Source organism: Nostoc sp. UIC 10607, assembly GCF_047228265.1.
Classification (GTDB): Bacteria; Cyanobacteriota; Cyanobacteriia; order Cyanobacteriales; family Nostocaceae; genus Nostoc; species Nostoc foliaceum_A.
Window position 1 is genome coordinate 124,084 of sequence record NZ_JBIQNW010000012.1, and the last position, 24,456, is coordinate 148,539.

A 24,456-nucleotide genomic window follows, 5' to 3' on the forward strand; every position below is an offset into this window, starting at 1 on the left:
TCCAATCTTGAGGCTATTTGGGAAAGTAGGCAATAATCATAGCAACTTCAGGATGATTGCGAGCGATCGCTTCTGGTATCCGACCTAAAAGCGAAACTAGTTGAGTTTTCTTTTCAACAGACCCGTTTAACACTAGCAGATCGTTGGTTTTGAGTAAACGAGAAACTTGCTGCACAAAATTGCCTCGCACTTTTTGAATCGGTGTATCTTCTGGCAATCCGGTATTAGTCAAATCGATAGCTACTCCTCGTGTTGTTACAACTTGTAAAAGTTGCAGCGATGCTTTGAGTTCCGTTGCCAGACTTTTGGCTAATTGGATACTCTCTCCAAAAGAACTAGCATAAGTTTGTTGGGTGGTAAAAGCCAAAAAGACTCGTGTTGTATGCTCAATTGGCAATGGGAATCGAGTTACCAAAACAGGCACTGCACTGCGATTTACAATCTTGTCAATCACACCACCAAAGAGATTTTCCTGATAAGTAGAGTAACCTTTCCAGCCGCAGACAATCACACTGGCCTGCTTTTCTTCTGCCACACGAGCAATTCCCTTATCAATTGATTCGTCAATCCGACCAATGGGAATAACATTAGCAACCGCAGCATGGGCAATCATTTCTGCTGTTGATAGTAATTGGCTTTGTCTGGTTTTGTCCTCTAGAGGAATGGGGGAATTTTGCTCAATTAAAATGTGGAGTGGTAATAAAGTACCTGTCGCTGATTTTGCTAGGAGTATTGCCAACTTGAGCAGGTTATCTTCAGTGCTGGGGTTGGCAACTGGGACTAAAACGCGATCGCCCAGACTTCCTAGCTGATGACTTGAACTACTAGCCTCTCCTGGCTTGATTTTTTTCCCCCACCGATCTGTTACCCAAGGAGAAGCAATGCAGGTAACTAAAATCATGGCGATCGTGCCATTCACTGTTAACTGATCGACCAACTCGATTTTGTAAGCAACTGTGATTGCAGCCAGGGTAGAGGCTGCCTGAGCTACTGATAGCCCAAACATCAACATGATATTGTCAAAGTTGAATCCAAATAACTTGCCCGAACCCCATGCAGGAATGAACTTGGCGATAATGGCAACAGTTACCATGACACCAGATACTAGGAGCGATCGCGGTTCTTGAATCAGAATCAGGGGATTAACCAACATTCCCACAGAAATCAAGAAAAAGGGTACAAACAACGTATTCCCGATAAATTGAATCCGATTCATCAAAGGGCTAAGTTGCGGAATTAGCTGGGTAATAGCAACTCCAGCTAAAAAAGCGCCAATAATTGGCTCAATTTGGATTAATTCTGCCCCATAGGAAACTACAAACAGGGTAGCTAGAACAAAGGTAAACTCTGCCCCTTCATCATGTCCAAACCGTTGAAAGAACCAGCGACCGAGACGAGGTACACCCCATAACGTTAGAAATGTGTAGATAATCAGTGAAGGAATCAGAAATAACCAAAACTGTAGGCTTAAACTCCCTTCATGCGCTCTGACTACCACCGCTAAAACCAAAAGTGCCAAAACATTGGTGATTAATGTGCCTCCGAGAGTGGTAGTCAATGTTTGAGAGCGCATAATTCCCAATTTACTAACAATCGGTAGTGCTAGTAGCGTATGGGAAGCAAAACAAGATGCTACTAGGATGGCAGGTAATACGCCATAGCCGATAGACATCATAGCTACAGTACCTAATACCATCGGTACACCAAAGGTAGCTAGTCCAAATATGACTGCCTTATCAGCGTTATACTTTAGGTCATCCAAGCTAGTTTCTAGTCCTGCCATGAACATGAGAAACAGCAAACCAACTGTGCCTAAAAGCACAATCGTGTTATCCCGTGCCAATAATCCCAGTCCATTCGGGCCGACTATCACCCCCGCCAGAATTAATCCCACAATACCTGGTAGTCGGATTCTCTCAAATAGCAGGGGTGCAATCAGCATAATCCCCAAAATCATCAGAAAAACTGGTACTGGGTCTTTAATGGGTGTAGATAATACGGAAGCTAGTAAAAGATTAGTCATACTCTGCCCTAGAGTTGCGTTAACATCTGGTTCCATCTGTTAGCTTTAGCAGGGCGAAGCCCAGTGTGGGCGCTTTCAGATTTTTACTTAGAGATTTAATGGACTATTGTTTTATATAGCCATGTTGCACAATCAGCATAAACATTTCTACTCAATGTTGGAAAAAGCTGGCGACTTAACTCTATACCGCTTCTTGGTTGTGTGCAATCCACCTCTGCGTATTTGATGGCTCGGCTTTCATCATCCGGCTAATTGCCCAAAATAAATTTACCGCCGTTGGACGAGTAGAGCGCAACAGCTGGGCTACTTTATCTAAATGTTGCAAAATTCGTGGCGATCGCTAGGGCGTGTTTTCAAACTACTCGTTTAGCCTCCTAACTTTTTAGATGCCTCTAAATCTCCCTTAAAAAGAGGATGGGATTTAACGTTAACAGTCAACAGTCATCAACGGCGGGGCGGCTATCGCGGACATCCCAAAAAGCAAGTGGGCTTCCCGCTGCCTTTGTGAATAGGCAATATTTTTATTTGAATGTATCTTGATAATTTAATTTTAAAAACCAAGATTTAATTAAATATTTTTAGATTTTTATTAAAACGGAATTCAGGAGTTAAAAGTCAAAATTCACAATGAATTCTATGTGATAAATGGGTGAAAAAAAGGGTTAAGACCCACACAAGATAATGATTTGGTAGTCTTTCCAAGTGCGAACAAGACGCTCTCTACGTTCCCTGTGCGTTCGCGTAAGCTTCCTGCAGGCAACGTAGAGAGACGCAGCGCGGATGTTTACTTAATAACTTAATATTTATTTAACGAATTCCTGCTTAACTGTCTTAACTGTCCTTGCATTCTCATAAAAAAGATGAGAGGATGCTTCGCTAAAGCATTTATAAAAATAGACATATTAAATGCGTTTGCTCTAACTCCATACCAAACTCACACCTTGATAAAAAGTTGAACGAATTACTCAAAGGCTTTGAAATAGAACTATGAAACGTCTTGTCATTTGCTGTGATGGAACTTGGCAACAATTAACAAGTCTTTACCCAAGCAATGTGGTTAAGTTAGCTCAATCCGTGAAACCGATAGCCAGTGACGGGGTTACACAGATCGTATTTTATGACGAGGGTGTTGGAACCGAGGGTCAAAAGGTTTTAGGCGGAGCTACCGGACTAGGAATCGATAGAAATATAGAAGATGGTTACCGATTTCTAAGTCTCAATTATGTTCCTGGTGACGAAATCTATATGTTCGGCTTCAGTCGCGGTGCTTACACAGTTAGAAGTCTAGCAGGGATGATCTATTGCTCCGGTCTTCTAAACCGCCCCCATATCACCAAAGCACATGATGCTTATGAGCTTTACCGTAAACGAGGTATTAAACCCAAAGATAAGGAAGCTGTGGAATACCGTCAAACTTATGGCGATCGCGTCCCAATCACCTTACTAGGTTGTTTTGATACCGTTGGTGCTCTTGGTATTCCTGGGATACCCGCCTTCAGCAAGTTGAGCGAACAGCTAAATAAGCGGTACAGATTCCATGACACTACTTTAAACAAATGTATTCAGAATGCATTGCACGCGATGGCGATCGATGAAATCCGCGAAATCTTTGATGTCACCCCCATGAAAAAGCATCCTGAGGCTGAAAACCAGAAAGTAATTCAAAAGTGGTTTCCAGGTGTACATGGTTGCGTTGGCGGTGGAACCGAAGAACACAGTGGGTTATCAGATGCTGCCTTACAGTGGATGATTGATTCTATCGGTGTACTAGGATTAGGGCTTGACTTCGATACAAGTGTGATTCCAACAGGCATTAATCCCAATTATGAATGTGACTTTAAGAACAATGTTGGATTCTTTAAATTGGCAGGAATCAAGTTTCGTGATGTCAGCGATGTTATTGAAGACCTTCATGAAAGCGCAATCTACCGTTTGAAAAGTCGCAAGGACTATCGACCCAAGAATCTACAAAAGATTATTTCCAAACTGAAATAACCTGGACAAATTTGGATAATTGAAGCAGAGAAATTTCGGGTGCATTGAATAGAGAATTGCAAATAAAGAAGGTAAAAATAATTATGGCTGGAAAAAGAGATACATCCAAAGACGGGTTGGGTAACAAACTTCAAACATTAGTTTTAACAAACTTTAAACCAATTTGGAAACTTCTGCAAAGTAACAAATCTGTTGCACGCAAAGTTAATAAAACTTTGCTTAATAGTCTCATCTATAAAATTCCCACTCGTCCTAATCCCTATAGTATGATGACTCTAGATGAGTATATTCCTGATACTAAAATTCCTAAGAAAACTGATACTTATACTTCCTGGGAATCACTCAACGATCGCACTTATACAGGACGACATCTACCACCCGATCCCAAGTTAAACGCTGAGGGGAATCTACCCAAAGTTGAAGACCTAGCTATTCTCTTCCGTAAAAGAGATGGTAAAACCATTTATTCTAGTAAATCAACCATGCTGTTTCCCTATTGGGTACAGTGGTTTACAGATAGCTTTCTTCGCCTTGACCACTACAATAAACTCAAAAATACTTCCAACCATGAAATTGATTTGTGTAATGTTTATGGTTTAACCAGAAAACAAACACATCTTTTAAGAACCTTTCAAGGAGGTAAACTAAAGACTCAAAAACTCAAACGACAAGATGGTGTAGAGGAAGAATACCCCTTATTTTATTATGCTGATGCAGCACAGGATCAAGTTAAGCCTGAATTTGAGGGTCTTTATCAACCACTTAATGATGAAAAAAGACAGCCCGTAGATAAAAAACAATATATGTTTGCGATGGGAGTAGAACGAGCAAATGTACAAATTGGCTATGTGATGCTCAATACTCTATGTCTTCGGGAACATAATCGTCTTTGTGATGAATTAGCAAGCAATTATCCAGATTGGGATGATGAACGCCTCTTCCAAACATCGAGAAATATTCTCATGGCGATTATTCTGAAAATCATTATGGAGGAGTACATTAACCACATAACTCCTTATCACTTTAAGTTGTTTGCTGATCCTGAAGCTTTTACAAAAGAAAGTTGGCATCGTCCCAATTTTATGGCAATTGAGTTTGACTTTGTTTATCGCTGGCATAGTGCGATTCCAGAAACCTTTAAATATAACGGTAAACCAACCCATATTGCTGCATCTCTTTGGAACAATAAAATGTTTATTGACAAAGGTTTAGGGGCATTGATGGAAGAAACTTGTTCTCAAGCAGGTACAAAAATTGGTTTATTTAACACCCCTGATATATTGGTTGAGTTAACTGAATTACCCTCAATCAGGCTGGGACGACAACTACAATTAGCAAGCTACAACGATTATCGTGAAATGTGTGGTTTTCCCAGAGTGACTACATTTGAACAAGTTACCGGCGATGAATTTGCTCAAAAGAAACTCAAAGAATTATATGGTCATGTTGATAATATTGAGTTTTTTGTAGGGCTTTACGCCGAGGATGGACGAAAAAATTCAACTATCCCTCCTCTAGTAGCACGCTTAATTGGAATTGATGCTTTTTCTCAAGCACTAACTAATCCTTTACTATCACCCAATATCTTCAATAAGGAGACTTTTTCTCCTGTGGGCTGGGAAATTCTTCAGAATACCAACACAGTCTCTGATTTAGTTAATCGTAATGTTCCTCCATCAGACAAAAAGTACAAAGTTACTTTTGACCTTTAAGAGATTTTAATATCGTATTTTGTAGGGTAAGTTATAGCAAATTTTAACGCACCCTACGAATAGCGATGCAGCTAAAAATAAACTCAATTGATTAGTTAATCCTATCTTTTCAAAAATGAAGCTATTTACCGAATATCCAGAAAAAGACGAAGCCAAATATTGCGCTCTCATGAGTGAGCTAGTCAAAAAGAATATGGAAAATCTTTACGGAGGTAAGAAGAAAAAAACTGCAAAGAGAGATACTCACGCTAAAACCCATGCTGCTGTTCGAGGAACTTTAGAAATCTTTGATTTTGATGAAGCAGCAATTAAGCAGGAATTGAGCAAACGCACCTCATTAACTGAAGCTCAATTTAGAGCTATTTCCCTAAAACAAGGTTTACTTGCCAAACCGAAACAATATCCGGTTTGGCTACGATTTGCAAGTGGTGCGTTTTCAGTAAAGAATGATTATGAAGGAGATACGCGTTCCATGTCCGTAAAAGTGATGGAGGTAGAAGGAGAACGACTACCGCAAAGTCACGAGTTAAAAACCCAAGATATTATTGTCCACAATACCGAACTCTTTTTTGTTAGAAACATCAAAGACTTCTACAGCTTTTTTTTGGCGGTTTATCGAGCAGGGCTGTTTCCGCTTTTTAAGCTGTTGGTACTTTTATGGCTAAAGTTGCATCCCTACGAATCCACTCTTTTACAAACCAGTTTCAAACGGTTTCCCAAGAGTTTGCTCACAGAACGTTATTGGAGTGCTTCAGCGTATTCTTTGGGACTCAAATCTGATTTTGACCCATCCCAACCAGGTCGAATTCCTGTGGAATATCCGGTTGTGATTAAATATGCATTTACTCCAGTTTCCAGTCAACCACCTCATCAACAACTTCCTCTCGAATCCAGACCACAAAGTGAGCTTCAGCGTGCCAAAGCCTCAGGTTCAGAGGACAACTACTACCGAGAGGATATCATTCAAGCTTTAGCAAAGCCTGATGCTGAATATAGTTGGGACTTTCAAATTCAATTTCAAACTAGCCCAGAAATGTCCATTGATGATAGCACCATTGTTTGGAATGAAGAGGAATCACCCTTCATTACAGTTGGTCGCCTAACAGTTAAGCATCAGAAGGTTAATTCTGACAAAGAAGATGACTTTGGAGAAAATCTCAGTTTTTCTCCTGGAAATGGTCTAGCAGTGCATCGTCCTGTCGGTGCGATCAATCGGTTACGCAACATTGTTTATCCTATCGTTGCTAATGACCGTCATCAAAAACGAGGAGTCAAATACCAGGAACCAACTGTTTGATTTTTCGCAATAATTATTAACTATAAATAGTTAAGCTCATCCCACCTCTAAAAGGGGATGGGATAAAACGAAAGACTGATGACTGATGACTGATGACGGTTAACAGTTAAGTAGGAAAGTTTTCCTAACTTTTGATGCGATCGCCCACACCTGAGTAACAAGTGTGGGCGATTCATTCTACAAAGAATTAACTAAACAACAGCAGATACTTGCTGCTTAAAGAAAGCTTGCAAGACTCTCTCTGCTATTTGATGGCTAGTTAAACCTAGTTCTGTTTTAGATTCATTGGGTTCAGCATGATCTACTAAGACATCTGGCACACCAAATCGTTTGACAGGAACGAGAATATCTGCATCCATTAAGGCTTCAGCGATCGCAGAACCAAAGCCACCCATAATACAACCTTCTTCCAAGGTGATGACGCGGCCAATTTTCTTAGCCAAAGGCAAAATCAACTCGGTATCCAAAGGCTTAACAAAACGCGCATTGATTACAGTTGCTTCAATGCCGTGTTCGCTGAGAATTTCAGCAGCTTGCATTCCTGGATAAACCATTGTGCCATAAGCGACAATTAACACGTCATCGCCTGTACGCAAAATTTCTCCTTTGCCGATTTCCAAAGGTTCCCAACCTTCCTCCATCAGGGGAACGCCGTAGCCATTGCCACGAGGATAGCGCATAGCGATCGGGCCACTGGTATGGTTAACGCCAGTTACTACCATGCGTTGCAATTCTGCTTCGTCTTTAGGTGCCATTATTGCTATGTTGGGAATGCAACGCAGATAGGCAATGTCATACATACCTTGGTGGGTGGGGCCATCAGATCCGACAATTCCTGCTCTATCTAAGCAGAAGAATACTGGCAGGTTTTGGATGCAGACATCGTGAATTATCTGGTCATAAGCCCGTTGCAGGAAGGTAGAATAAATGGCGGCAACGGGGCGCATACCCTGAGTTGCAAGTCCTGCTGCTAGGGTGATAGCGTGTTGTTCAGCAATACCGACATCAACATATTGATTGGGCAGTTTGGCTTGAAGTTTATCTAAGCCTGTCCCCGTTGCCATAGCCGCAGTAATACCGACAATTTTCGGGTTTTGTTCGGCAAGTTTCACTAGAGTGTGAGAAAAGACTTTGGCATAAGCCGGGGGTTTGGGTTTACTGGAAGGAATAGCTTTGCCAGTTGCGACGTTAAAGGGGCTTTGGGCGTGGTAGCCAACTTGATCTAATTCGGCAATTTCATAGCCTTTACCTTTGACTGTTGCTACATGTACCAAAACTGGGCCTGTTATCTGATGTGCCTGTTGGAAGGTGGCAATCAATTCTTCGAGATTATGCCCATCTACTGGCCCAATGTAGGTAAAGCCGAGTTCTTCAAAAACTGCACCTACCTTGGGAACAGCCAAACGTTTCATACCTTCTTTGATGCGTCCGAGTTCAGGAGACAAAGATTCACCCACGAAGGGAATTTGCTTAAATTGTTCCTCAAGATTATCTTTAATAAATTGCACCGGTTGGCTGAGGCGCATTTTGTTCAGATAGCGGGGAATCGCGCCGACGTTGCGAGATATAGACATGTCGTTGTCGTTGAGAACAACCAACAAGTTAGTTTTCGGCATGTGTCCGGCATGATTGATGGCTTCTAAAGCCATACCCCCAGTCAGCGCTCCATCTCCAATAACAGCAACGGCTTTAAATTTTTCACCTTTCAAGTCTCGTGCTAAAGCCATACCCAATGCTGCTGAAATACTTGTAGAAGCATGTCCAGCCCCAAAGTGATCAAACTTGTTTTCACAGAGTTTGAGATAACCTGCAACTCCGTCTTTTTGTCTGAGGGTGTGGAAGCGATCATAACGTCCGGTAAGGAGTTTGTGGGGATAAGCTTGGTGTCCTACATCCCAAATAACTTTATCCCGATCTAAGTCCAGTGTCTGGTAAAGTCCTAGTGTTAATTCGACAACACCCAACCCTGGCCCTAAGTGTCCACCATTAACTGCTACGGTTTGGAGATGCTTATCTCGAATCTGACGGGCAATCTGTTGCAGTTGGCGAACAGATAAACCGTGCAACTGATTAGGATGGGTGATTTCGCTCAGATGCATATTATAGGGTTTTCCTCTCTAATTTCAGGTTTTCGGTATTTTGATTTTCCCACGGTCGGGTTGTTCACATAATCAGACTCTTACATTGTTACTAAGTTGTAGCGGAAAGTATAACTTCGTAATTGATAATCATGAAAAATTTGTTACCCATTAACAATTCGTCAAAACTAAGTTCTAATCAGCTAAAGCAACAACAGATTTGTCAATAAGTAATGTTACTTAAAAATACTCAATAGCCCGTATAAAAAAATTAAACTATCCGAAGCAGCTTGCTGAAATTTCTTAAGTAGATCACTTACTTTTACCATTTCAAGCTACTACGAAAGAAACCTCAATATCTCATTTTAACTATATGTTCAGCATATTTTCTGGCAAATATTTAGCAATTATTTCTTCTCTTATTAGTTAATAGCAGCTAATTTTTTCAGCGATCGCCAGTTCATCTGGGTGCAAAAAATATGTATATAAAAGTACCCAACTTTTTTAGCTAAACTCAGTATTTTTTTAGTAAAATAATCTTTCTAAATTAATTATAAAATTTTGTCTTACTTCTTACATAACTAGCAAATAACATGATTGCAAGGATCATATCACAGACAATACGGTTCGGTTAAGGGAAGAGACGCGATAAATCGCCGTCTCTACAAAGGACTGATTATTGTAAAGACGGCAATTTATCGCGTCTTTGTGATCTATAACTTTCATCAAAAAACCTTATCCGAACCGTATTGATATCACAGAGTGGATAAATTAATCTGTGCAATAAATTTAGACTATCCTAAATTGTTTGTAAATAACAAGATTCCCGACTGATTAGAAAAGTCGGGAATCTAAATCTTTCTATTTGAACGAAATCAAATAGGATTGCTATTTACCAAAAGCATCCTTGATGTTATCAACAGTGCGCTCAACAACATTCTTTGTGTTGTCTACTGCTTCTTTAGTCCGAGCCGAATCTTCGTCTGCTCTTCTCTGAATTGTAGCCGCATCTCTCTTTGCTTTGCGTTCAGCAAAACTACCATTGTCTGTTGCTTGATCAACTTTACTGGCGTTACTTTTGGCAGCTTCCTTAACTTTATCTTTTGTATCTTCGATGAAATTTTTAGCTCGTCCAGCATCTTTACTGGTTTTTTCTTGAACTTTATCGCCTACATCTGACGATGCAATCAAGGTTGCACTAGGAGCAGCCATTGCTGAAGTGTTCGATAAAAATGCACCTTGCCAAACAAAAGCGATCGCTAACATACAAAACAGTGTTGTAGCCATCCAGCGTTTTACCGTAGAAAGCTGTTTTGTAACATAATTCAATTTCATAGAATACAATCTCATGTGACTTAGTATACTATTTCTACTTCATTTAGCTTATAAGCCATATCGATCTCTAGATAGAAGTTCTTGCGTCATTAGTTATTTAATGAATTCACTATTTTGATAGATTGAATTTTGAATAAAGATTTTTTTGCTGGTAATTAAGCAGCGAATTAAACAGTTCAGAGATTTTAGGCATAGGCGTAGACGCGTAGCGGCTTGTCGTTAGACATCGCACCTAGAGAAAAGTTAGCGATCGCTTTTCAGTTAATTAACTTGCGATGACCTCCGGTCGGTCGGAGACCATCGCTTCGGGCGGGCGGTTACGCCGTTACAGTATTTGAGCGTAAAAGAATTCGGATCGCCAATTGCTCATCAACGTGTTTCAAGCCGATGTGCCAACCACCTAATCCAATCGCGGAAACTTTCTCTCCTGTACTGCCACTCGATATAGCATTTCTGAATTTGACGTAGTTCCTGACATCTGTTCTCCAAGTCTTTCAGCTATTACTTAAGTACATATAGCTGTGTGCCAATTCAAACACAAGGGAAAATTGACAATATCTTACTGAAGATACACTTTTCAATCCGATCAGGAAATTACTGAAGAAGCCAAAATACCGATGGCAATTTGGGATGTTTGAGGTAAAGAATTGAGGGCACAGCATTGCTGTGCCCTCATAACATATTTGGTTCAAAAAATGAAAACTGTTGTAAAACATTAACAATTATTTGCCACTATAGAAGAAGGCAATTTCTTTCTCTTTTAAGGGTGCGAAACCAGCATCTACAAGTAATTGGTCGAGTTCTGCTTGAGGAATATGTTTTGCGCCAATTCGCACAATGCGCGATCGCATCGTATTAGATACGCCACTGCGCTGTCTATTGCCTTCTAGGGCCATAACTTTACCATAAAGTTCTAGCTTGGCAGGTGGAATGGGAGAACCATCAAAATCAATTCCCTGTGCGATCGCTTCATCAATAGCATCAGCACCTGTGGTGGTTTGGTTTCCTGGGTTAGTTTCGGTAGGCATGGTGATTTACTCTTGTTCGCTATGGGTAGATTTTACCAGCCTTGCTGATACCAAACTTGCCTACTAGCTTTTTTGCTGCCGAAGATTATTTGCAATTCTTTAGGTGATACCAATTTGAAAAAAGAATGCGACAGATGGGTAGGGGCACAACAATGTTTGTGCCCTTACGAATAATTGATGTGTCGCAAACATTATTTGAATTGGTATGAGAAATTTATCTTGATTAACTCTGTCTAATGATCTGAATCAAAAAACCTCTCCCTGATTTTACTACGCAAAACCGTCCCTTTCCGAGTCGGAGAGGGACAGACTTGAACTGAAGTTCAAGCAGGGAGAAGTTCGTCGAACTCACACTAGACTAATCACGAACTTGTCGCGTCACCAAACCACCAACAAACGCCCCTAAAACTGTTCCTGTCCATAGCCCTGTTGTGCTACCTTGCCATATTGCTCCTGGTGTCATCCAAGCGTTGCACATCTCTTTTAAACCCCAAGGTTGATTTTGACACTTTTGGCTATGCAACATTATGGTGATTTGCCCACTGGTGTAAGCACCAAAAAAACCTGACGATAGTGCCAAAAAAGTGCAAATTAAAATTCTGTTTTTAGTCATTAGTCAAAAACCAATGCCCCATTCTCAATCATCCTGTATTTCTCATCCCAGCTGCAATACCATTAATAGTTAATAATGCCCCTCGTAATAACTCGCCTTTGCTGTAACGAGAGTGGATGACTCCAGAAGTAGCATTAGTATTTAGGGACTGCCGTAGGCGCTTAAGTAGTGAAACTTGGATAAATCCCAAGGGTACAATTGTGCCATTGCGTAACTGCACAGATCGTTGCAATACAGGATCACCATCTAACAATTGATTGTGATCGGTGATTTTTAATACCAAATCTCTCGTGAGATAGAACTCGCTAGCAATTTGGTCAAAAACCTTGGCAAAACGAAGTTGATCTTCTGGTTTTGATAATTCCTGGACGTAGTGATGTGCCATTTGCATATCTACTTTTGCTAAGGTCATTTCGGCCTTAGAAATCACCATTTTGAAAAAGGGCCACTTAACGTAAAAGTAGCGTAGCAATTTCAAGTGTTCTTCTGGTTCTGCGTTCAAGAATTCTTGTAAAGCTGTGCCAACGCCGTACCAGGAAGGCAGCAAAAAGCGGGTTTGTGTCCAGCTAAATACCCAAGGAATAGCTCGCAAACTGCTTAAATCTTTCTTACCAGATGGACGGCGGGCTGGACGGGAACTGATTTGCAGTTGGCTAATTTCTTCAATTGGAGTTACTTGGTGGAAGAAGTCAACAAAATCAGGTTGTTCATAGATTAAAGCACGATAATGTTGACGCGATCGCGCTGCTAATTCTTCCATAATCTCATTCCAGGGTTCAATATCATCAAACCCTGTCCGCAGCAGACTAGCTTGAATCACAGCAGTGGTGATGGTTTCCATGTGGTACAAAGCCAAGTCCAACAAGGAATATTTGGAAGCTAAAACTTCTCCTTGTTCGGTAATCTTGATTCGCCCATTAATACTATGACCCGGTTGAGCCAAAATCGCTTCGTAAGCAGGGCCGCCACCCCGCCCTACAGAACCGCCGCGTCCGTGGAAAATCCGCAAATTTAAATCATAGTTTTCTGCTATTTGTTGCAGTGATTTTTGGGCTTTATGAATTTCCCAGTTGCTGCTTAAAAAACCAGAGTCTTTGTTGCTGTCAGAATACCCCAGCATAACTTCTTGCAAGTTAGGGGTGAGGGGGGAGGATGAATTTTCATCGGTATCCTCTGCTTTTGTCTGTTCGTAGCCACCGGCTAACAAAGCGCGATATAACGGGAGTTCAAACAGTTTCCGCATGACGCTTCTGGAGCGTTGTAAATCTTCTACTGTTTCAAATAGGGGGACAACTTGAATAGTTCCGACAGCAATTGCGGGGTCAAAAAGTCTGGCTTCTTTGGCTAACAGCAAGACTTCTAGCACGTCGCTCACATCGCGGCACATGCTGATAATGTAAGTTTGGCAGATATTAAGACCAAATTCTTGTTGCAGCGATCGCACGACGCGAAAGGTTTCAATTACATCGTTGGTTTTTTCCGAAAATGGCAATTCTGCTGGAATTAATGGCCGACGGGTTTGCAGTTCTCCTGTGAGCCAAGCGACTCTTTGCTCCTCAGATAGGTCGTTGTAAGGTTGAGGTAATATTTGCAGGTATTCGAGTATTTCATTCAGCGCATCGGCGTGGCGGGATGATTCTTGGCGAATATCTAGCTGTGTCAAGTTAAAACCAAAAATTTCTACCTGACAGATCAGATTTTCTAGTTCTCGACAACTTAAACCTGTTTCTGTTAAGTTGCGCTGAATCATCCGCAGTTCTGCTAAAAAATCGGCTCCCGAACGATACAGGGGACTGTCTTGATTTTTTGGCGTTTCCCGATTGTACAAAGCTAGATTGCGATCGCGAGTATTTTCTAGCCGTTTCAGCACATAAGCCAGTTTGAGGCGATATGGTTCTTGTCGATAACGCAGCGCCAGTGCATCGTATACCTCACTCAACTGGGACTGATCCAATTCTAGAGATTCCAGCAAATCTGGTAAGACATCACTCCAATGCATCGACACACTCAATAATTCAATCAGATTTTTCACTGATTGAATATATCTCCCCAGCACCATTTTGCGCTGATAGCAAGCTGTTTGCCAGGTGATTTCTGGTGTGACTGATGGGTTTCCATCCCTGTCTGAACCTACCCAGGAACCGAAAGAGCAAAAGTTTTTACTCGGTGGTTCTAGCCAAGGAAAGGTGTTGGACAGGGTGTGTTTGAAACGTTTATAAAGTTGAGGAATGCCATCAAATAAAACTTCTTGGAAGTAGTGGAGCGCATAATCTACTTCATCTAGCACAGTGGGTTTGAACTGGTGAAGTTCATCCGTACGCCACCACAGGCGAATTTCTTCGAGCAATTGTTCGCGGACATCTGCTGCTTCCCAAGCATATCCCCCGGTTGTAGCACCAAAATGGTTTTCTAAGGTATCCAGTTTTTGCAATAGTTGTACCACCTGTCGCTGCTTATCCCGGATGGTATGACGAACAATTTCTGTCGGGTGCGCTGTGAAAACTAAACGCACATCTAGATGTGCAATTAAACGTTGAATTTGCTGGGGTGGGACATTCTGTTTGAATAAATAGGGAAATAAGGCAGCGAAAGTACCTTTTGGTTTGACTTGAGCTTTTTCTAGATAACTCTTTCTCAGCAAGTCTGCTGCTATTCCCCTGCTAACAGGCGCGTCATCTTCTCTTTGATTGGACGAATAATTGACATTGGAAGCTGTTTCTGGGCCTATTGCCTCTGTTTCTGCCTCATAGCGACTCAATTGCTGCCGTTGTTCGTATTCCTGCTCTATGATGTTAATCAACTGAAAATATAGAGCGAAAGCACGAGCCGCGCGAATTGCTTCGTTGATATTTAGTTGTTCAATCAATTTTACGGCTGAGGATGCTTGGTCATTTGTTGCTTGTCCTTCTGGTGAACACAAATCGCGCAACTGCCGCAACAAATCTACCATGTTTTGACCGCATTCTTGCCGGAGAACTGACTCCCACAATTCTTCCACTACCTGGAGACGATGACGCAAAAATAATTCCGACACCGGGTATATATCCGCAGTTTGAGACGAAGAGTATAAAAGGGAACCCATATTCTCTATTGTTGTAAAGCTAATTACTGTTTACGCTTCTAGGTTTTCTACTGAATGCTCACCGAGTTGTTCCTGAGCAAATAATTATTTGCTGTATATTTTCTAAGTTTGATTAGTTTCGTGATCCTCTGGGAAGTCGAGAATCGGTAGGCGATCGCCTCGAAATAATTCTTCACTGGCTTCCCCTATAGCTTCTAGTGCTCTTACTGTGGTTTTTCCTGTAATGAGCAGCAGTAATATAGACGCTGTACCTATTTGTAAAAGGAAAGATTGGGGAATGCTAAACAAATCCAGATTGGATGCGGGGTTAGTTGAAGGTTCTTGGTTGGCAGGAGGCATTGCTAATTCTTGGTTATGGGAATTAAGAGTAGAGACGCGATTAATCGTGTCTGTACAGGAGTTAAGATAACTCCAACAATAAAGGGATGGAGTTTTAATGAGATAAGCTTGTTGTTTGTTTCGCCCATTAGGGCCGTTCGCTTAGTGGGACGCGAGTCCAGCTTTAAACGACAAGTCATCAGCCAGTCATATAGAATTATTCTGACTCCTGGCTCCTAACTTCTAATTTATGACTCCCTATTAGTAAAATAAACGCAAAACTCAACATTAGTCAGACTTGCAACCTGTACAAGACTATCTTGGCCGATTTTGTGAGCTACGAAGGTAACAAAATTGTTAAAAAAAAACGTCAGAGTGTGATAGACCTATGGTTCTAGTTTACAAGTGCAGGCACTATCCCCCAACAATCGCTTCCTGTAAAGTTAACTTCCCATGAAAACAGTATTACCAGATCGCCAGCAATCCTTAGTGCAGTGGGTAAGCCAAGCAACAGGGATCAACACTTTTGGGGTGAAAGTCCGGTTACGGGGAAATGACCTTCATATTCTTTGTGAAGGTACAGAATGTCCGCAGCGTTGGCATACTTTGTCTGACTTGCTACAAGCACTACAGCAAACAAACTTAGATATCCTTACAAGCAACGAACAACCCTCAATATATCAAGTATTTGTCTATGGCCGAAGAAAAGGGGAACAGCGCCCCAAATGGTGCCATCGGGTTTACTTGAATCAAATAGATAAGCATCTGGAGCAGGTGGAGCAAGCCTTGCTAGCAGATTCGGAAAAATCAAAACAATCGGGTGGGGCGCTGATTGTCTCTAACGAAAGTTTGGCACGCCAAGGTAACCCAGAGGCGATCGCTCGATATCTCAGCGAAACTCTGAGTACGTTAGGTGTATCGGTACAGGCAAAAATTAAGCCATATAAGCCAAAGAACTCTCAGCCGGAAGAAAATCGCCTGTGGATATTTTGCCATTCGAGCTATAGCCCTGATGCATCATTGCTTGCTGAACCGATAGCACAAAAATTGCGTTATCTCAAACTTTCTGGTTACCAAGATGCAGTAATTGTTTCCCAGGTGAGTGGCGAAACTGCACCTGATTGGCTGCTAAGGGTAGATTTAACGCCACCAGAGGTAATGCTGAAGGAGTGGGCGCGTTGGGGAGATGTCCAAGCGATCGCTCGATTATTAACTGAGGTATTGTCAGGGTTAAAAGTTGGTGTCCAAGTTTCTCTGAAAGAATCAACACTACATATCTTTTGTATCCCAGCTTTTGATCCCTTAGGAAATGCGCCAATCCCCGACAAGGTAGTGTGCTTAGAAGCGATTTTACCCCAGCTAGAAGCGATCGCTCCTCAAGGCATTCTCGCCGCCACCGTATACGGGCAAAAAGCAGGCGAGCAACCCACTTGGATTGATTGGCTGGCTTTACCGGCTGCCAAGTATCCCGCCTTTGCCATATCACCCTTAGATTTGGCAAATACTGGCGATGAACCAGCCATCGTATTTTTACTGGAGCGCTTACTCAATCCTGACTTAGATTGGCGTTTATTGACAGGTGGAATTCGCATACTGCTACTAAACAAAAATGGTTTATTGCACATCATGTGTGATGCACCTGTTTGTCCAGCGCGTCAACAAGTAGCAAGTAAAATTACGCAGTTTATCCGCCATTTAAAAATTCCCGGTATTATGGGAGTACGTGTCTACGGTCGCCGGGCTGGGAATAAAGAACCTTTTTGGCATTATGGCGTTGATCTTGAACATCGCCAACGTTTAGTACCAGAAGCAACCCCAGAATTTGCTGCTACTTCTAAATACGTTAACGATTTAGTAACCTCTGAGACTAGTGAGCCAATTTTGCGCCCAGACTTAACGACAGAAGAAGTTCAAAGTTTTGTAACAGAAGTAGCGCGAGATTGGACGGCAACGGCGAGTGCAACCGCGAAAAAATTCCTGTTGAAAAGCCAGCTATTTACCGAAAGCCACCAGTCAGCAGAACAAAACCCTGATGTTCAAGGACTTAAGATTGCTTTAGTCTGGGGGACACTGGGATTATTGCTTACCCTCCAAACTGATTGGGTGTTGGGTCGAATTATTGCACGGAGTACGCCAAATTCACCAAAAGTCGGTAAGATATCGCTCCCATCATCTTCTGGGCAAAAGGCATCTTTGACATCTGGGAAAACTCAGCAAGAGAAAACGACATTCTTTAGCAGCGCTTCCAAGACAAAATCTCCTCCAAATCAGAGTTCTGTATTTAATGCTTCGGAGTTCACCCAAAGTGATGATACTCCGACAAATAATTTGGCAGCCGCACCACTGAAAGAAAAAGCAACCGCTACTGCTATTCTTTTAGCAGCGCGATCGCAAATGCCAAGTTTCAATGTTAGGCAGTTAGACGAGCAACTAGCATTATATAAACAGCGTTTAGCTACAACTGGTAGTCCTCCAGATGTGTTAATTATTGGCTCCTCCCGCGCCCTCAGGGGAGTAGATCCAGCAGCGCTTTCTAAAGCTTTAGCGACTCAAGGCTATCCAAATATTGACGTGTTTAACTTTGGGATCAACGGTGCTACCGCACAAGTTGTAGAGTTTGTGATTCGCCACGTACTGGAACCATCAGAACTGCCTAAAATAATTCTCTGGGCAGATGGTGCTCGTGCTTTCAACGGTGGACGGGAGGATATTACCTTTAAATCCATTGCGGCATCAGCTGGTTATAAACAAGCATTCCAAAAAACCCCAACAACTGCCAATAGCACTGATTCAACCGAAAATACGGTAAATTCGGGACAACAAAAGACAAAGGAAGAAAAACAGGAAATTAGCACCTATGAAGCTGTTAATCAGTCATTAAATCAGGCTCTAGCATCTCTTTCTGCTAGCTACCCAAACCGCGACCAAATTAAAAGCTTACTGCAAAAACAACTGCTGATACTTGGTCATAATCAGACAGTTGCATCACAGAGACAGCTAACAGATGGTACTTCAGATGAGATTACTTCTCAACAAGCAGTTGATTTTGATGGCTTTCTACCTTTGTCTATTCGCTTCAATCCTGCTAGATACTATCAAAAACATTCTAGAGTTCCCGGAAATTACGACAACGACTATAAATCTTTCCAAGTAGAAGGACAGCAAGATGCTGCCTTTCAAGAAGTGCTTCAGTTTGCCCAGTCTCAGAAAATTTCCTTAGTGTTTGTCAACATGCCTCTCACGGGAGATTATCTAGATCCAGTGCGTAAACAACATGAGCAAGAATTTCAGGAATATATGTTGCGTCTAGCGACTAGTCCCAACTTTGTTTATCGAGATTTGAGTCAACAGTGGCCAAAAGCAAATGACTACTTTTCTGACCCCAGCCACCTCAACCGCTTTGGGGCATACGAAGTCTCGAAAAAGCTGGCACATGACCCGATGATTCCCTGGCCAGTGAAATAGGAAGCAGGGGAGGAGAAGGAGACAAGGAGACAAGGGGACAAGGGAAATAACCATGCCCCATGCTCCATCACTAATGACTAATAACTAATGACTAAAAAATGAACTTTATATCAATTTTCTATGGGCTGTTCTTGTTGAGTGTGCTAGGAATTTATTGGTCTTTAGCACAACAGAAATTGCGATTGTGGACGTTGCTAATTGCCAGCTTGGTTTTCTACGCATCTTTGCATATCCAGTACATACCCTTACTATTAGCATTGACGTTTATTAATTTCCGTGTGGGGCTAGAGATTGGTAAAAATACATCACCGGGAAAACATTCTCTTGACTGGCAAATTTCTAATGAAGAGTGGCAATTTGCCCAAGGTGACTGGAATCGTCGTCGTCTAAAACTTTTGTGGTTGGGGATAATTATAAATGTTTTACTGTTATTAGGTTTTAAGTATTTTACCCCTTTAATCAAGTTTGTTTTTCATGTGCAAACAAACTCACCAGATAGCTCTTTTAAGTTGATTGCACCCTTAGGAATTTCATTTTTTACCTTTGAATGCATTGCCTATTTAATAGATGTCTATCGTGGTGCTCCTGCTACTGAGCAGTTTCTCAAATTTGCCACCTATAAATTATTCTTCGTCAAACTTATTTCAGGCCCAATTACGCGCTACCACAACTTAGCAAATCAATTTAATACACTAGACTTCCCCAGTAGCGATAGAGTAGCTGAGGCGCTGTGGTTAATTGCTAGGGGCGCAGTCAAAAAAGGTATTTTGGCAGACCACCTTGGTATTTTTGTCGATTTATGTTTTGGTAACTTACAACGGGCAGGTAGTACCGATCTGTGGTTAGCTACATTCGCCTACGGCTTGCAGTTATATCTAGATTTCAACGGTTACGTAGACATTGCCCGTGGTAGTGCTATGCTGTTCGGCTTGGTTCTACCTGAGAATTTCGACTTTCCTTACTTCAGCACCAATATTTCAGAATTTTGGCGGCGCTGGCACATGACTCTAGGAGATTGGCTACGTAATTATGTCTACTTTCCTTTAGGTGGTTCCCGTCGGGGTTTAGTCCGTACCTGCTGGAATTTATTTCTTGTGATGCTAATCGCTGGTATCTGGCACGGTGCTGCCTTGGGCTATGTAGTTTGGGGAATATTCCACGGGTTAGCCTTGGTGGTTCATCGACTTACAGATACTATGAGCGATCGCTTTGAAAATCTAGAACAATTCTGGCAAAATCCTCTGGGTATCTTTGTCGCTTGGTTATTGACCCAACTGATGGTTTTTACCTCTTGGATTTGGTTCCGCCTACCTAATCTCCAAGATTCTTCTTTGGTAATTCGGCATCTTTGGGGTTACCCTGCTGACGCGCAGTTTGCTCAAAAGGTTTATGTGGATGCTTTAAATATCAGCCAATACCAACTCACTTGGATACTTCTAGCTTTAGCTGCCCTGATGGCTGTAGTCTATGCCTTCAACCGAATGCTGAAGTTAGAGTTTAACTGGCCTCTTAAGCTTGTCTTCGTCCCCCTATGTTTCTACGCTGTTTGGTTATTAGCTCCTGAAGGCAGTTTGCCCTACATCTACTTTGATTTTTAAGTTTCTACAAACAATTAAACAGAAACATAAGACAACTTACAACTTATTATTTCGTTACAAATCAACAAAAGTTAAAATTTTTCCAGCAGGCTATTTGTAAAGGAATGTAAAGAGAAAGAACTAGGCGATCGCGTCATTGAAACTTATATCTAGTTTCGTATTGAAAGGGCTTACAAAGCTTCAATTCATTACTTTTATCACTATTGTTTATAGTATGAAAACTTTACAGTTCGATGAGCTTTTTAAAGTATTCTGTTACAGAATATTAAGTCAAAGATCGCCTCAAAGTAAATTCATGTAGACTGTGTTTCAACAGGCAAAAAATAAATCTGCTTGTTCCATATTTAACAACCCATAGCACTTATAAAACAATGACCACAACCTTACAACGGCGCTCCGGCGCTAACGTATGGGATCGCTTTTGCGAGTGGATCACCAGCACTGACAACCGTATATATGTTGGTTGGTTTGGTGTACTGATGATCCCAACCCTGCTAGCTGCTACTGCTTGCTTCGTAATCGCCTTTATCGCAGCACCTCCAGTAGACATAGATGGTATCCGCGAACCAGTTGCAGGTTCCTTGATCTACGGAAACAACATCATCTCTGGTGCAGTTGTTCCTTCCTCCAACGCCATCGGCTTGCACTTCTACCCAATTTGGGAAGCAGCTTCCTTAGATGAGTGGTTGTACAACGGTGGCCCTTACCAGTTGGTAGTTTTCCACTTCTTGATCGGTTGCGCTTGCTACCTCGGTCGTCAGTGGGAACTTTCTTACCGCTTAGGTATGCGTCCTTGGATCTGCGTCGCTTACAGCGCACCTTTGGCTTCCGCTACCGCAGTATTCTTGATCTACCCAATCGGTCAAGGTTCATTCTCAGATGGTATGCCTTTGGGTATCTCTGGAACCTTCAACTTCATGATTGTGTTCCAAGCAGAACACAACATCTTGATGCACCCCTTCCACATGTTAGGTGTGGCTGGTGTATTCGGCGGTTCATTGTTCTCTGCAATGCACGGTTCACTAGTAACCTCTTCTTTGGTGCGTGAAACCACCGAAACCGAATCACAAAACTACGGTTACAAATTCGGTCAAGAAGAAGAAACCTACAACATCGTTGCAGCCCACGGTTACTTCGGTCGTCTAATCTTCCAATACGCTTCCTTCAACAACAGCCGTTCACTGCACTTCTTTCTAGCAGCTTGGCCTGTCGTCGGTATCTGGTTCACCGCTTTAGGTATCAGCACGATGGCATTCAACCTGAACGGTTTCAACTTCAACCAATCAGTAATTGATTCTCAAGGTCGCGTTATTAGCACTTGGGCAGACGTAATTAACCGCGCTAACTTGGGTATGGAAGTAATGCACGAGCGTAACGCTCACAACTTCCCCCTAGACTTAGCTGCTGGTGAAGTTACTCCTGTAGCAATGACTGCTCCTGCTATTAACGGTTAATTCTGAAGATTAGCTAAATAAAAAGCGCCTTCCATTTCTGGAAGGCGCTTTTTAATTGTAATTATTTTAAAACGGAGCGTTTAATAAATCCTGTAGTAGATTTTGTTCTATAGCGTATTAAATAAGAAAGATTTTTGAAGCTTGTCGTACTCATACGAGAAAGCAAGCTATGTGCAGCAGCTACCACACGAGAAAACATGGCGCTTCACTATGTTAGATTCAAGCTACAACTCCTGCCGATGAGGAATTAGGTAATGGCGGCTTCTGTGGAACATGGCTTCAATAATAGCGCTTTTATCCCTCCCTTAGAAAGTGGCGATCGCTTAACCCGCCACGAATTCGAGCGTCGTTATACAGCAATGCCCGATAAAAAAGCAGAATTAATCGAAGGAGTCGTTTACGTGGCATCACCCCTGCGTTTTAGAAGTCATGGCCAACCTCATGGACAGTTAATTACCTGGTTGGGAGTTTATCAAGTTTCCACTCCAGGGGTAGCGCTAGGTGACAATGCTACCGTGCGCTTGGATTTAGACAATGAACCACAGCCTGATGTTTTGCTGTTGATAAATAAACCAGCCAGGGGACAGGCACACATCAGTGAAGATGATTACGTAGAAGGCGCACCAGAATTAGTAGCAGAAGTAGCAGCCAGTAGTGCATCTATTGATTTGTACGACAAAAAACGCGCCTATCGGCGCAACGGAGTGCAGGAATATATAGTTTGGCAGACTTTAGAGAATAAACTCGACTGGTTCTGTTTGCAAAATGGTGAATATTTGCCACTCGTGGCTGATGCAGATGGTGTGATTAAAAGTAGGGTATTTCCAGGTTTGTGGTTAGCTCTCACCTCACTAATTACAGGAGACATGACGAAAGTTTTAGCAGTACTGCAACAAGGGTTAAATTCAACAGAACATGCTGAGTTTGTTGAGAGTTTAACTTAGCAAAACTTAAAAATAATATCTTGAAAAATACAAATTATTAATGTAAAACCTGATATTAGGAGCCGGGAAAGTTTTCCTTTTTTTCATACAGTCTCCCTGAGGAAGTTAGCTAACAGCATTTGTGGTGTGATGTAATTCCAGAGAGTCCCGGCTATTAGGGAGAAGGTATTTGGCGAAAGCTTTTGAAAACAGCTTGATTCTCAATTCCTGAAAATTAGGAAAGTTTGTTGTCAGCGATTTATAAACAACACAGTTATGACCACAACTCTAGGAAGAAGAGAAAGCGGCAACCTGTGGGATCGTTTTTGTCAATGGATTACTAGCACCGACAATCGGCTTTATATCGGCTGGTTCGGCGTTTTAATGATTCCTACCCTATTGACCGCTACCATCTGTTTCATTATTGCCTTTATTGCTGCACCACCTGTCGATATTGACGGCATTCGGGAGCCAGTTTCTGGTTCTTTATTATACGGCAATAACATTATCACTGGTGCTGTTGTACCCACATCTAATGCCATTGGTTTGCACTTTTACCCAATTTGGGAAGCTGCTTCAATGGATGAATGGCTCTACAACGGCGGTCCTTATCAGCTCATTGTCTTGCACTTTTTGATTGGTATCTTCTGCTGGCTCGGTCGGCAATGGGAGTTAAGCTATCGTCTGGGAATGCGTCCTTGGATTTGTGTGGCTTACTCTGCTCCCGTAGCTGCTGCGACTTCGGTTTTTTTAATTTACCCAATTGGTCAAGGTAGCTTTTCTGACGGGATGCCTCTGGGAATTAGCGGCACGTTTAACTTCATGTTCGTGTTCCAAGCCGAGCATAACATCCTCATGCACCCATTCCATCAACTGGGTGTAGCTGCGGTGTTCGGTGGTGCGCTGTTCTGTGCGATGCATGGTTCTTTGGTGACTTCTTCTTTAGTTAGGGAGACCACTGAAAGTGAATCTCAAAACTACGGATACAAGTTTGGACAAGAACAAGAAACCTATAGCATTGTGGCGGCTCACGGTTACTTTGGGCGGTTAATCTGGCAATATGCCAGCTTTAACAACTCGCGTTCTTTGCACTTTTTCTTGGCTGCTTGGCCTGTAGTTGGTATCTGGTTGACGGCATTGGGCATCAGTACGATGGCGTTCAACCTCAACGGGTTCAACTTTAACCAATCAATTCTTGACTCCAAAGGTCGTGTAATTAATACATGGGCAGATGTGCTAAACCGCGCCAATTTAGGTATAGAAGTGATGCACGAGCGAAATGCTCACAACTTCCCCCTGGATTTGGCTGCTGGTGAGGCAGTACCTGTGGCTTTGCAAGCGCCTGTAATTTATAGCTAATACTTAAGTCTTAGCGAAATCAAAACCGCTCTCTGGAAACAGAGGGCGATTTTTCGTGTGTCTAAACCAATACGCTTGGGTTAAGGGCTACTAGCAAAAATTTTGGGTTTTTGAGTTTTTGAGACGCGATAAATCGCCGTCTCTACAAGTTTTTTGGTTTTATCTGAACTGTATTG

Annotated in this window: 15 protein-coding genes and 1 pseudogene; 8 read left to right on the forward strand and 8 right to left on the reverse strand. The window is 42.1% G+C overall.

Annotated features, from left to right (window positions below):
• Positions 1 to 13: 13 nt before the first annotated feature.
• Both ACEYW6_RS14110 and ACEYW6_RS14115 read right to left on the reverse strand, forming a co-directional pair.
• Complete coding sequence (locus ACEYW6_RS14110; RefSeq protein ID WP_412980177.1) at positions 14 to 2,023, reverse strand: cation:proton antiporter; 2,010 nt, start codon at positions 2,021 to 2,023, stop codon at positions 14 to 16.
• Positions 2,024 to 2,258: 235 nt separating this feature from the next.
• Positions 2,259 to 2,348: pseudogene (locus ACEYW6_RS14115) on the reverse strand (hypothetical protein); the annotation flags it as partial.
• 662 nt (positions 2,349 to 3,010) lie between these two features.
• Here ACEYW6_RS14115 and ACEYW6_RS14120 point away from each other — a divergent pair.
• The 3 genes from ACEYW6_RS14120 to ACEYW6_RS14130 all read left to right on the forward strand — a co-directional run bounded on the left by ACEYW6_RS14120 (position 3,011) and on the right by ACEYW6_RS14130 (position 7,027).
• A complete protein-coding gene (locus tag ACEYW6_RS14120) occupies positions 3,011 to 4,018 on the forward strand; it encodes a DUF2235 domain-containing protein (RefSeq protein ID WP_412980178.1) in 1,008 nt (335 codons plus the stop codon).
• Between the two features lie 83 nt (positions 4,019 to 4,101).
• Positions 4,102 to 5,730, forward strand: coding sequence for a peroxidase family protein (locus ACEYW6_RS14125; protein ID WP_412980179.1), 1,629 nt, complete (start codon positions 4,102 to 4,104; stop codon positions 5,728 to 5,730).
• A 115-nt stretch (positions 5,731 to 5,845) separates the two neighbouring features.
• Positions 5,846 to 7,027 carry a catalase gene (locus ACEYW6_RS14130; RefSeq protein ID WP_412980180.1) on the forward strand — a complete coding sequence of 394 codons (1,182 nt, stop codon included), beginning with the start codon at positions 5,846 to 5,848 and terminating at the stop codon, positions 7,025 to 7,027.
• A 191-nt stretch (positions 7,028 to 7,218) separates the two neighbouring features.
• Here the strand turns inward: ACEYW6_RS14130 and dxs are convergent, their stop codons facing one another.
• The 6 genes from dxs to ACEYW6_RS14160 form a co-directional block, all read right to left on the reverse strand.
• Positions 7,219 to 9,126, reverse strand: a complete 1,908-nt coding sequence (gene dxs / locus ACEYW6_RS14135; RefSeq protein ID WP_190895353.1) for a 1-deoxy-D-xylulose-5-phosphate synthase — start codon at positions 9,124 to 9,126, stop codon at positions 7,219 to 7,221.
• A gap of 867 nt (positions 9,127 to 9,993) precedes the next feature.
• Positions 9,994 to 10,440 (reverse strand): hypothetical protein, encoded by a 447-nt coding sequence (locus ACEYW6_RS14140; protein ID WP_412980181.1) that lies wholly within the window; start codon positions 10,438 to 10,440, stop codon positions 9,994 to 9,996.
• 722 nt (positions 10,441 to 11,162) lie between these two features.
• Positions 11,163 to 11,468: a DUF4090 family protein gene (locus ACEYW6_RS14145; protein WP_100898458.1), complete on the reverse strand. Its 306-nt coding sequence runs from the start codon at positions 11,466 to 11,468 to the stop codon at positions 11,163 to 11,165.
• Between the two features lie 358 nt (positions 11,469 to 11,826).
• The gene (locus ACEYW6_RS14150; protein WP_190895355.1) at positions 11,827 to 12,081 is read right to left on the reverse strand and encodes a hypothetical protein; all 255 of its coding nucleotides are present in this window, start codon (positions 12,079 to 12,081) and stop codon (positions 11,827 to 11,829) included.
• Between the two features lie 28 nt (positions 12,082 to 12,109).
• Positions 12,110 to 15,163, reverse strand: a complete 3,054-nt coding sequence (gene ppc, locus ACEYW6_RS14155; protein ID WP_412980182.1) for a phosphoenolpyruvate carboxylase — start codon at positions 15,161 to 15,163, stop codon at positions 12,110 to 12,112.
• 102 nt (positions 15,164 to 15,265) lie between these two features.
• Positions 15,266 to 15,502 (reverse strand): hypothetical protein, encoded by a 237-nt coding sequence (locus ACEYW6_RS14160; RefSeq protein WP_190895357.1) that lies wholly within the window; start codon positions 15,500 to 15,502, stop codon positions 15,266 to 15,268.
• 432 nt (positions 15,503 to 15,934) lie between these two features.
• On the opposite strand from ACEYW6_RS14160, the gene ACEYW6_RS14165 reads away from it, so the two are divergent.
• The 5 genes from ACEYW6_RS14165 to psbA (ACEYW6_RS14185) all read left to right on the forward strand — a co-directional run bounded on the left by ACEYW6_RS14165 (position 15,935) and on the right by psbA (ACEYW6_RS14185) (position 24,280).
• Positions 15,935 to 18,946, forward strand: a complete 3,012-nt coding sequence (locus tag ACEYW6_RS14165; RefSeq protein ID WP_412980183.1) for a DUF1574 family protein — start codon at positions 15,935 to 15,937, stop codon at positions 18,944 to 18,946.
• A gap of 98 nt (positions 18,947 to 19,044) precedes the next feature.
• Positions 19,045 to 20,544 (forward strand): MBOAT family O-acyltransferase, encoded by a 1,500-nt coding sequence (locus ACEYW6_RS14170; RefSeq protein WP_412980184.1) that lies wholly within the window; start codon positions 19,045 to 19,047, stop codon positions 20,542 to 20,544.
• A 371-nt stretch (positions 20,545 to 20,915) separates the two neighbouring features.
• Positions 20,916 to 21,998 carry a photosystem II q(b) protein gene (gene psbA, locus ACEYW6_RS14175; protein ID WP_190895360.1) on the forward strand — a complete coding sequence of 361 codons (1,083 nt, stop codon included), beginning with the start codon at positions 20,916 to 20,918 and terminating at the stop codon, positions 21,996 to 21,998.
• A gap of 254 nt (positions 21,999 to 22,252) precedes the next feature.
• Positions 22,253 to 22,942 (forward strand): Uma2 family endonuclease, encoded by a 690-nt coding sequence (locus tag ACEYW6_RS14180; protein WP_412980185.1) that lies wholly within the window; start codon positions 22,253 to 22,255, stop codon positions 22,940 to 22,942.
• 255 nt (positions 22,943 to 23,197) lie between these two features.
• Positions 23,198 to 24,280 carry a photosystem II q(b) protein gene (gene psbA, locus ACEYW6_RS14185; RefSeq protein WP_412980186.1) on the forward strand — a complete coding sequence of 361 codons (1,083 nt, stop codon included), beginning with the start codon at positions 23,198 to 23,200 and terminating at the stop codon, positions 24,278 to 24,280.
• Positions 24,281 to 24,456: the final 176 nt, after the last annotated feature.

Excerpts from the sequence above, each read along its gene's own strand:
- ACEYW6_RS14110 (WP_412980177.1), bottom strand. The coding sequence starts at position 2,023 with ATGACTAATCTTTTACTAGCTTCCGTATTATCTACACCCATTAAAGAC.
- ACEYW6_RS14120 (WP_412980178.1), top strand. The coding sequence starts at position 3,011 with ATGAAACGTCTTGTCATTTGCTGTGATGGAACTTGGCAACAATTAACA.
- ACEYW6_RS14125 (WP_412980179.1), top strand. The coding sequence starts at position 4,102 with ATGGCTGGAAAAAGAGATACATCCAAAGACGGGTTGGGTAACAAACTT.
- ACEYW6_RS14130 (WP_412980180.1), top strand. The coding sequence starts at position 5,846 with ATGAAGCTATTTACCGAATATCCAGAAAAAGACGAAGCCAAATATTGC.
- dxs (WP_190895353.1), bottom strand. The coding sequence starts at position 9,126 with ATGCATCTGAGCGAAATCACCCATCCTAATCAGTTGCACGGTTTATCT.
- ACEYW6_RS14140 (WP_412980181.1), bottom strand. The coding sequence starts at position 10,440 with ATGAAATTGAATTATGTTACAAAACAGCTTTCTACGGTAAAACGCTGG.
- ACEYW6_RS14145 (WP_100898458.1), bottom strand. The coding sequence starts at position 11,468 with ATGCCTACCGAAACTAACCCAGGAAACCAAACCACCACAGGTGCTGAT.
- ACEYW6_RS14150 (WP_190895355.1), bottom strand. The coding sequence starts at position 12,081 with ATGACTAAAAACAGAATTTTAATTTGCACTTTTTTGGCACTATCGTCA.
- ppc (WP_412980182.1), bottom strand. The coding sequence starts at position 15,163 with ATGGGTTCCCTTTTATACTCTTCGTCTCAAACTGCGGATATATACCCG.
- ACEYW6_RS14160 (WP_190895357.1), bottom strand. The coding sequence starts at position 15,502 with ATGCCTCCTGCCAACCAAGAACCTTCAACTAACCCCGCATCCAATCTG.
- ACEYW6_RS14165 (WP_412980183.1), top strand. The coding sequence starts at position 15,935 with ATGAAAACAGTATTACCAGATCGCCAGCAATCCTTAGTGCAGTGGGTA.
- ACEYW6_RS14170 (WP_412980184.1), top strand. The coding sequence starts at position 19,045 with ATGAACTTTATATCAATTTTCTATGGGCTGTTCTTGTTGAGTGTGCTA.
- psbA (WP_190895360.1), top strand. The coding sequence starts at position 20,916 with ATGACCACAACCTTACAACGGCGCTCCGGCGCTAACGTATGGGATCGC.
- ACEYW6_RS14180 (WP_412980185.1), top strand. The coding sequence starts at position 22,253 with ATGGCGGCTTCTGTGGAACATGGCTTCAATAATAGCGCTTTTATCCCT.
- psbA (WP_412980186.1), top strand. The coding sequence starts at position 23,198 with ATGACCACAACTCTAGGAAGAAGAGAAAGCGGCAACCTGTGGGATCGT.